Source organism: Maritalea myrionectae DSM 19524 (genome assembly GCF_000423365.1).
Lineage (GTDB): Bacteria > Pseudomonadota > Alphaproteobacteria > Rhizobiales > Devosiaceae > Maritalea > Maritalea myrionectae.
Genome location: NZ_AUHV01000010.1, coordinates 1 through 9,307, shown reverse-complemented (window position 1 = coordinate 9,307; position 9,307 = coordinate 1). Strand labels below are relative to the sequence as shown.

At 45.9% G+C, this 9,307-nt stretch carries 5 protein-coding genes; 2 read left to right on the top strand and 3 right to left on the bottom strand.

What is annotated here, in order from left to right; all coding sequences use genetic code 11:
- Positions 1-102: 102 nt before the first annotated feature.
- Positions 103-1,950 (bottom strand): DEAD/DEAH box helicase, encoded by a 1,848-nt coding sequence (locus tag G549_RS0117635; protein WP_027836117.1) that lies wholly within the window; start codon positions 1,948-1,950, stop codon positions 103-105.
- 411 nt (positions 1,951-2,361) lie between these two features.
- Here G549_RS0117635 and G549_RS0117630 point away from each other — a divergent pair, with 411 nt between their 5' ends.
- Positions 2,362-7,260: a DEAD/DEAH box helicase gene (locus G549_RS0117630; protein ID WP_027836116.1), complete on the top strand. Its 4,899-nt coding sequence runs from the start codon at positions 2,362-2,364 to the stop codon at positions 7,258-7,260.
- Between the two features lie 43 nt (positions 7,261-7,303).
- Here G549_RS0117630 and G549_RS0117625 read toward each other — a convergent pair whose 3' ends face one another.
- Both G549_RS0117625 and G549_RS0117620 read right to left on the bottom strand, forming a co-directional pair.
- Complete coding sequence (locus G549_RS0117625; protein ID WP_027836115.1) at positions 7,304-7,696, bottom strand: hypothetical protein; 393 nt, start codon at positions 7,694-7,696, stop codon at positions 7,304-7,306.
- Positions 7,697-7,720: 24 nt separating this feature from the next.
- Entirely contained in the window at positions 7,721-8,656 is a 936-nt protein-coding gene (locus G549_RS0117620) for a hypothetical protein (protein WP_051214105.1), read from the bottom strand.
- 207 nt (positions 8,657-8,863) lie between these two features.
- Here G549_RS0117620 and G549_RS0117610 point away from each other — a divergent pair, with 207 nt between their 5' ends.
- Positions 8,864-9,217 carry a hypothetical protein gene (locus G549_RS0117610; protein WP_027836113.1) on the top strand — a complete coding sequence of 118 codons (354 nt, stop codon included), beginning with the start codon at positions 8,864-8,866 and terminating at the stop codon, positions 9,215-9,217.
- Positions 9,218-9,307 lie beyond the last annotated feature (90 nt).

Here is a 9,307-nt window from a genome sequence, read left to right as displayed (position 1 = left end):
CTCTCATGTCGCATCATGATCTCATAAAGGTGGGCCTTCGTCTTCCTATAGAATCTCTAAGGGGAAACCCCACCTTTTTATGTCTGACTCCTAAGGTGTCGCTTAGCCCCAAGAAAGGGTCCAGCGCGAGCTTCGGCCTCTCCCGGATTGACTTGGAGAAACACCAAGAGCTTTGAGAGCCTGAGGGAGACAGTGGGTCGGACTAGATAACGCTCTATGCACTTCTCCGAGTTGGCTTTTTGTCCAACCTAGAAAGTCGCCAATCTCTCTAGTCGTATAGGAGCCGGATTTTTTACATTTCATAAAATCAATCAAGTTCTTTTGTTGCACACTTTTAATCCTCCCATACCCGTTAGTGTCGGGTATTATCCAATCTTTCACCTGAATGCCGGGCATCTGTTTCTTGATCAGATCGATCAATCTGTCTCCGTCTAACCCCGCGGGTAAGAAAGTGTATATGTCAGTCTCCTGGCACCCGCCAACTTCGTCCGATATCGAGCGACAAGCACTCCGATTGATTGCCTGAACAAGCCTTCCCGCAATCTCTGAAAACTCATGTTCTCTGAGATCATTTGGCAATTCATCTTTAATCGATTTTGGAAGAGTAGCCGCCCAATATTTTAGCTTGGCAGCATGTGGAGGAGTGTAAGGAAGGCTAGTGATGACAACTCGGGTGCAATTGACCCAATGGTTCTTGCCGTCGATTGCAAACCAATACGCATAATGATGTCCTTTCTTTCTTTTCATCTGTTTCTTTGCGAGGTCTAAGCGGTCTTTGTGAGAGACGAACAAAGTCTCAGTGTGATCTGCCGAATTGGCAAAATACTCTTTAATTCGAGCCAGGCGATTTTCGAATTGCTGTTTTGTGCAGGATTTACCCAACCCCTTTTCGCGCTGAACATGAAGAGTGACATTGTGATAACTGCGAGCCTCCGCAACAGGCGTAGCGATATTGACCTGAGAAGACATGTGTCGCCAGGTTTGCCAAAGATCGCCAGTCGCATCGAGAACGACAGGCTTGTTCAAGTGTTGAGGCCACATAAACTGCGCTGTCTCGACCACGATACCGCCTTTGTCATTTCTCAATGTGACCCAACGCTCCCCAACGCTGGTGAGCAGATGGGAATTTGCTTGCTCCCTAGCTCTTTCAATCAGACCACCTGGTAATCGGGCCAACTGTTTAATTGCTTCGAGAAAGTGCGTGGCCTTTAACAAGGAGAGCGGCGGCAGCGGACAGTCGGCATCGGAGGTCCAAAGTAGTTCTTCATTCTTCCTTTTGCTATTTTCGAACGTATCGACCAGCTTCTCAACGTAGTGAATAGCCTCTCGATGTTCGTGTTGATCCAGAAGTGACGATAACGCTTTAAGGTGCCTCAGATAATTGAGTGGAATCTGCTGTACTCGAAAAAGGGCCTCTGGTGCTTCATCGAAAACAATAAGATCGCTGTGAGAGATTAAATATGACTGATGCGGCTGAAGCACCTCATCAACTTCGAGGCTTGCTATTGCACTTGCTATGCCTTCGTGGGTGACAACCAGGATATCTAACTTTTGTTGTTCCCCTCGCTCTATATGGTGGCCGGTATAGTGAGAAGATGCCACATTTTCACCTGCAGCTATGTTGATACGATCAACCATCTCATCAGCTTGTGTTTTTTCGCGCACGGCAATTACCATTCGCTTTCGATTTTCCATATCTAGGGTATGATTTGTACAAGCCAGCTCGGCGGCGTAGACACTTAACGCGTGGGTTTTGCCAATACCAGTCTTATGTGGGATCACTTGAAACCTCGAGTGTTTTGCTTGGTCCGTTGCCAGTTGTTGGTTGCAAATAGATGCTTGCTGAACCCAAAGCTTCACTTGGTTGTCCGAGGGGCCACATGGCGCACACGCGGGATAAGTCGCGCGAGCTGTTCGCTCAAACGCGTTTAATCTGACGTAGTTCTTCATTAGAAACGCCTTCTGTATTTAGATTTATTTTTGTGAGCCGCGGAAATGGTAGCCGCGAATAGCACCGGATAAGTGCCCAAAAGAGTGCGGTCATTTGTATTGTCTCGCACTGAAAGGGGATACTAATTCCAAGCCTGGTTTTCGGGCATGTAAATTGAGATTTTTGCTATCGAATGAATGCGTTATCCTAAAGGGGATATAAATATAAGTTGTTGTTATATATAGATATTTATTAGCATCACGTGCGGGGATAACGTCGCCTACAATATCATCTGTCGCTATGTCAATCGACATTTTGGTTGCAACGCCAATATCTTGCGCCACCAATCCCCTCTGGATTTACCTGCGTCACACAGATAGCATCCATCCATATTCAATTCAGAATCAGCTATTTGTCAGTCGAAAAATCCTATGCAGCTCAGCGAATTACTTAATAGATACCGCGAAGAATCCACCAACGAACGCGAAAAGGGCGACTACTTTGAACGTGTCGTCAAAGTCTATCTGGAAAATGATGACGTCCAAAAGCAGTATTATTCTGCTGTGGAGACGTATTCTGAATGGGCCAAAAAACAGGGCTGGGCTAGCAACGACACGGGAATTGATTTGGTCGCCACGCTGGCGGACGGTTCAGGCTATGCAGCTGTTCAATGTAAGTTTTATGCACCAAACTACAGCATCCAAAAACCCGATTTAGATACCTTCATATCCGCCTCATCAAATGATGTATTTAGTCGCCTCATCATTGCTGACACTACACGAAAAGACTTTGGGCGAAACGCCAATGAAACGCTGAATAACCTGTCAAAAGACTGGAACCGAATTGGGATTGATGAACTGGAAGACAGTCGAATTGATTGGTCTCAATTTCTTCGTACTGGCAATATCAGCTTAGAGCCGAAAAAGCAGCTTAGAGATCACCAGCGTGAAGCCTTAGAGTTAGTGCGGTCTGGCTTGCAGGAGGCTGATCGCGGCAAGTTGATCATGGCTTGCGGCACAGGCAAGACCTTTACGGCTCTACGCATCGCCGAGGAATTGGCTGGCAAGGGCAAGCGCGTCCTGTTTATGGTTCCTTCACTTGCGCTGATGTCTCAAACAGTGCGCGAATGGAAGAATGACTGCCAAGAGGATTTTACAGCTTTCTCTGCTTGTTCAGACAAGAAGGTCGGGCGGAATGAAGACGCTGACACATTAGACTTAAATGTCCACGACCTAGCGTTCCCAGCGACCACAAGTGCTGAGAAGCTATCTCACCAAGTCCAGACGGCTCCCAATGAGAAGATGACAGTTGTCTTCTCGACATATCATTCGATTGACGTGCTATCACGCGCCCAAAAAGACTTTGGTTTACCTGAGTTTGACTTGGTGGTTTGCGACGAAGCCCACAGAACCACCGGGGTAACACTTAAAGACCAAGACGACAGCAACTTTGTGCGCATTCATAGCAATGATCACGTTGCCGCTAAGAAACGCCTCTATATGACTGCCACGCCGAGGATTTTTGGTGATGCCGCAAAGCGCAAGGCTGACGATCACGACGCCGAACTGGCGTCAATGGACGATGAAAGCAAGTTTGGTAAGGACCTCTTCCATAGAGGGTTTGGTTGGGCGGTAGAAAGAGAATTGCTCACCGACTACAAAGTGGTTGTTTTGGCGGTCGATGAGGGCTTGGTGTCTTCAACAATCCAAACACGCCTAAAAGAAGGCGCTGAGCTTTCTCTTGATGACGCGACCAAGATCGTAGGTTGCTACAAGGCGTTGACCAAAAGTGACATTAAGGCTGACTTAGGTTTTGATCCGTCGCCGATGCGCCGAGCGCTTGCATTTTGTCAAAGCATCGAGAAATCGAAAATTATTGAGGATGAGTTTGCTCAGGTTGCCGATGAGTACGCTACCAATGAACTCGTGAATGAAATGCCGCATCTCAAAACAGAAGTGCGGCACGTCGACGGCAGCTACAATGCAACTGCCAGAGATGAGATGCTTAAATGGCTCAAGGCGGAAACAGATGATGATACTTGTCGTATTCTGACCAATGCCAAGGTGCTTTCCGAAGGTGTGGACGTTCCTGCACTTGATGCGATCATGTTTATGCATCCGCGCAAAAGCCAGATCGACGTGGTCCAGTCTGTAGGGCGCGTTATGCGCAAAGCCGAGGGCAAAAAGCTTGGTTACGTTATATTGCCAGTCGCAATTCCGCCAAATGTAAAGCCCGAGGAGGCGCTGAACGATAATGAGCGCTATCGTGTTGTCTGGCAGATTCTGAATGCCCTCCGTGCACACGATGAGCGCCTTGATGCCCGGATAAACCAAGCAGAACTCGGGGAAGACATCAGCGACAAGATTGAATTGGTCAGAATCTCTTCTGAGACGGAACTGAGAGAACTCACAGCCGTTGTTGAAGACTTTGACACGAATAAGTCCAAGTCAGAGAAGAAAAGCGCTGGTATAGGTTCTGACGTACAAGACAAGCGTCCTCGAAGCGAAGAACCCAAACAGGGCGAATTGGTATTTGACGAATTCACTCGCGCGATCATGGCTAAAATTGTCGCCAAATGCGGCACTCGCGAATATTGGGATACTTGGGCAAAAGACATCGCAAAGATTGCTGAACGCCACATCACCAGAATTACGACAATTGTCAAAAAGGAAGGTCCCGAGCGAAAAGCCTTCTTAGATTTCCTTGAAGAGCTTCAGGATGATCTGAATCCAGAAATCTCTGAAGCTGAAGCCATTGAAATGCTGGCGCAACATTTGATTACGCGGCCAGTGTTTGACGCCTTGTTTAAAGGCAGCCAATTCACCAAGCAAAACCCGGTGTCCAAAGCGATGGAAACGGTGCTGGGACAGTTGCATGAGCATAACTTGTCGAAGGAATCCGAAAGCCTCTCCAAGTTTTATGCCAGTGTAGAGAGACGCGCGGCTGACGTAGTGACAGCGCACGGTAGACAGGAGCTTATCTATAAGATTTACGACAGTTTCTTTAAGGGCGCATTCCCTGTGCTGACTCAGCGCCTAGGCATTGTGTATACACCTGTTGAGGTTGTAGATTTCATCATCCACTCAGTTAATGATGTGCTCAAAGCGCAATTCGGGCAGACTATAGGGTCACCGGGCGTTCATATTCTCGACCCGTTTACAGGCACCGGCACCTTCATCACCCGGCTATTGCAATCTGGTTTGATTTCGGCGAATGAGCTTGAACATAAATATCGTGAAGAAATCCATGCCAACGAAATTGTACTACTTGCTTACTATATCGCTGCAATCAACATTGAGACCGTTTATCACGAGCTGAAGCAAGGTGAGCTTAAAGACGAAGCACCGTATGAGCCTTTTGAGGGAATTCTGCTTACCGACACTTTCCAACTTTATGAGCAAGAGCGGGATATGGTGGCAAACCTTCTGCCGGACAACTCCGAACGGCGTTCAAAGCAAAAGGCACTTGATATTCGCGTCATTATAGGAAACCCACCCTACTCAGCGGGACAAACAAGCGCCAACGACAACGCTGCAAACATAAGATATAAAAGCTTAGATAAGAGTATTCGACAAACATACGCCGCTCAATCCAGTGCAACAAACAAAAACGCTTTGTACGATAGTTACATTCGCGCATTTCGTTGGGCAAGCGAGCGGATTGGCGACGCTGGGGTAATGGCTTTTGTTTCGGGTAGCGCTTGGATTGAACGTTCATTTGCAGACGGTATGCGTAAATGCCTAACAGACGAGTTTAGCGAATTGTATGTGTTCCACTTACGCGGAGATATCAGAAAAAACATGTTGTCCAAAGGGACTGCCGGGGAAGGGCAAAACATATTCAGATCGAGCAGTATGACCGGAATATCAATCTCTATACTCGTAAAAAATAAAAACCGTACAGTTCCCGGTAAGATTTATTTTCACGATATTGGCGCTGATCTTTCAACTGACGACAAACTAAAAATAATAAAGGCCTATGGTTCAATTGAAGGTATTAGTGCAGCAGAGGCTTGGCAGCGGATAACGCCTGACGACAACGGTGACTGGCTTGATAAGGTGGACAAAACCTTCTCTAAGCACTTGTTAATAGGCAGTAAGCTCAGTCGAAATAAGGAACCAGTAGCATTCAAAACATATTCTAATGGCATCAAAACAAATGGCGACGCTTGGATGTTCAACTCATCCAAGACGACGCTTTTGGCCATTATGAAAAGAATGAGTGAATACTACAATAGCGAGATTGATAGATTTATCGAGGAAGGTAAGAGTAATGAGTTGAAGAATTTTCTGGATTTTGAGACTACATCGATAAATTGGCATAGTGGGATCATTCCAAAATTTAAACGATTGCACCGTTCTACATTCAATCCAAACCTCGTACGAAAGAGCCTCTACCGACCATTTCAAGTGCAGTTACTGTTTAACGACCCACTTTTCATTCAACGGGTAGCTCGAATTCCCCGTATTTTCCCACAATCATCATTGCCAAATCTTGCAATTCAAGTCAGCGGCGTGGGAAGCCGAGCCGGTTTTTCAGCTTTGATGACAAAGTATATTCCTGCCCTTGATTGCCTTGAAAAGGGGCAATGCTTCTCACTTTATCTTTACGACAAGGTTGAGCAAAGCGATGGATTGCTCTCGTTAAATGAAAATAAGAATTCACACGATTTTATTCAAAATGACGCAATAACCGATGGTGGTCTAGCGAAAATACGGTCCGCGTATCCTGGTCAGAAAATTACAAAGGAAGATTTGTTTTTCTATATTTACGGATTGCTTCATTCACCTGAATATCGAGTTAGGTTTAAAAACAACCTTGCGAAACAATTGCCTCGCATTCCCACCGTAAGATCCTTCGATGACTTCAAAGCAATCCGCGACGCCGGTCGTGCTTTAGGTGAGCTCCATGTGAACTTCGAAACAGTCGAACCCTTCATGGTAACTTTCAAAGAGGGTAACCACCGTTTGATCCCCGAGTCTCGAACCGATCCCAAGAAATTCTATCGCGTCAAGAAGATGAAGTTTGGTGGCAAGGGCAAAGTAAAAGACAAATCAACTGTAATATACAATGAAAACATCACGATGCAGAACATTCCCTTGGAAGCTTACGATTATGTGGTGAACGGCAAACCTGCCCTTGAATGGGTAATGGAACGTCAAGTTGTCAAAACCGATAAGAAAACCGGCATTGTCAATGATGCCAACGACTATGCAAATGAGACGGTGGGAGATCCTAAGTACCCACTGGAGCTGTTTCAGCGTGTAACAACGGTTAGCCTCGAGACGATGAAGATCGTGAAGTCGCTGCCTCCCTTGGATATAGATTAAATACGATGGACCGCTTAGGATTAAGAGATGATCGCTTGGGTTCTTACTGATCTAACTCTGATAGTTTTTGGAATTGGCGCGTCAAGCAAGTGCGAAACTCATCATATTCGCTTGATGGTGACATCTTGCGACGACAATGTGTTAACGCCATTACATCCTGTATGGCTTGGAAATTTGCGGCACTTTGCTCTAGCCCGTCAAAAGTATAGAGCGCTGTCATGCATTCAACTGATTGTTCAACCGAAATACCGCCCTCTTCGGATAGAGCGCAAGTGGAAAAAGTCGCCATTACATGATCCGCCCTTTTGTTCAGTACGTCATTCTCGAAACCTGTATAAGCAAATGACGCCAAAAGACCTAAGCCGACCGTCCAAGCGGCAAATTCTAATACCTTTCTCCAATTTCGGACTAGCTTTAAACCTATTGATTTGAGCACAGGTGCGCCCTTCACATTTCGCTATTAATGACCAGTGCTTCTAACGAGTTTCAAGAGACGGCGAAAGTCCGAATCTCGTGAGGCTCCCTTCCAAAAATTGATGAATTTCGCTACTACTTGAAGATTTCCCTCCTCGTAATGTCCGTAACTGTCTATTCTATCAAGCGAAGGCAAAAGTTGAGCGTCTGATCCGTCCAATTTTAGCTCCAACCCGCTGATTGCACAGCGGTAATTGTTCTCTCTAAGCAACTCGTTTAGATGTGTCGTCAGTCGCTCCTTGTCGAGTCTCAGGTCTTTGTTTTTGACGCGTCGAGCAACCTTTTGACCCCTTGCGTATTTGGTAGTTTGGACAGCTGTATTTACCATCCTATCTATTTCGTCAGCCCAACTGGATTTCTGGTGATCAGTTATTTTTTCTCTTTTAAAACCATCAGCTCTCCACAAGGCGTCTAGGGACCATAAGTCAATATCAAGTTCTCGAGATATCTCTAGGAGAACGTCATTTACGATCTTAAATCGTTCCCCCTGCGATGAACCTCGGGGAAATTCAGGCCATGCTTGCCATTCTTTCAGTTTGCTTTCACTCGTACTATTCCAAACTCCATAACGGTCAGGATATGCCACTAATAGTATTGCCGATAGTATGGCCTTGCCCACACCTTTGATCTGGCTGTTTGCTGCATCAAATCTCTCAGAAAGTGGCACAGCCTCATCTAGCAATATGATTAGTCCATGCCGCAGACTTTCCATGTCTGTTGCAGCGGCCCCGCCTCTGCGAACTAAGTTGGTCCAATGATAATTGTGTTTGAAATTCAAGAAGCTCAAATAGTCATCCCTTGAGAGGCTTGTGGGAGCGCGAAACATAGGACCAAATCTGCCTAGGACTTCATCTCTTCTTTCTAAGGTAGTGTTTATTTCCGAATTCACTTTTATTCCGAGAGTGTTTAATCGCGTACCCATCCACTGGACCTCCCAATATAGTTATCGTTGATTTTGACCAAAAAGCAGTCGGATGAAATCCTCATTATTTTGACAATGTTGCACCAATCAAAACAGATTAAAATCAAAGCCGCATTTTTCAATACGTGTTTCGCCTGGGGCCTCAATGTCTTGCCATCATACCGTGTCAAGATTATCAGGGGTTAGTTGAATTGTTTGGAGGTTTTTATGAGCGAGCTAAAGGCGACTATATCCGCTATGCAGCTATTTAATGAGCTGGACACAAAGATGCCTTTGGAAATGGTACTTACCTTTTTAGACATTGCGAGAGCTGAACAGAATGGTGAGTTGAACACTATTCATGAGCTAGAAAGACGTCTTGAAATTCCGTATCGAGTTGCGGCAAAAAGAGCCTACTACCTGGCGGATGGGAATAAACAGTCACCTAAAGGTGGGTATAGGCTAATACGCGTTAGTATTGGCAAAGACAACCATCGAGAACGGGTCATTAAGTTGACCAGAAAAGGGATTGCCCTTGTTGACCAAATTTACCGATTCCATTCCGAGGCGCGAGCTGCTTAGGAGTCAGACATAAAAAGGTGGGGTTTCCCCTTAGAGATTCTATAGGAAGACGAAGGCCCACCTTTATGAGATCATGATGCGACATGAGAG

What these genes read in the sequence shown, in the direction of transcription:
- G549_RS0117610 (WP_027836113.1), top strand. Translation starts at nt 8,864, where the DNA reads ATGAGCGAGCTAAAGGCGACTATATCCGCTATGCAGCTATTTAATGAG.
- G549_RS0117630 (WP_027836116.1), top strand. Translation starts at nt 2,362, where the DNA reads ATGCAGCTCAGCGAATTACTTAATAGATACCGCGAAGAATCCACCAAC.
- G549_RS0117635 (WP_027836117.1), bottom strand. Translation starts at nt 1,950, where the DNA reads ATGAAGAACTACGTCAGATTAAACGCGTTTGAGCGAACAGCTCGCGCG.
- G549_RS0117620 (WP_051214105.1), bottom strand. Translation starts at nt 8,656, where the DNA reads ATGGGTACGCGATTAAACACTCTCGGAATAAAAGTGAATTCGGAAATA.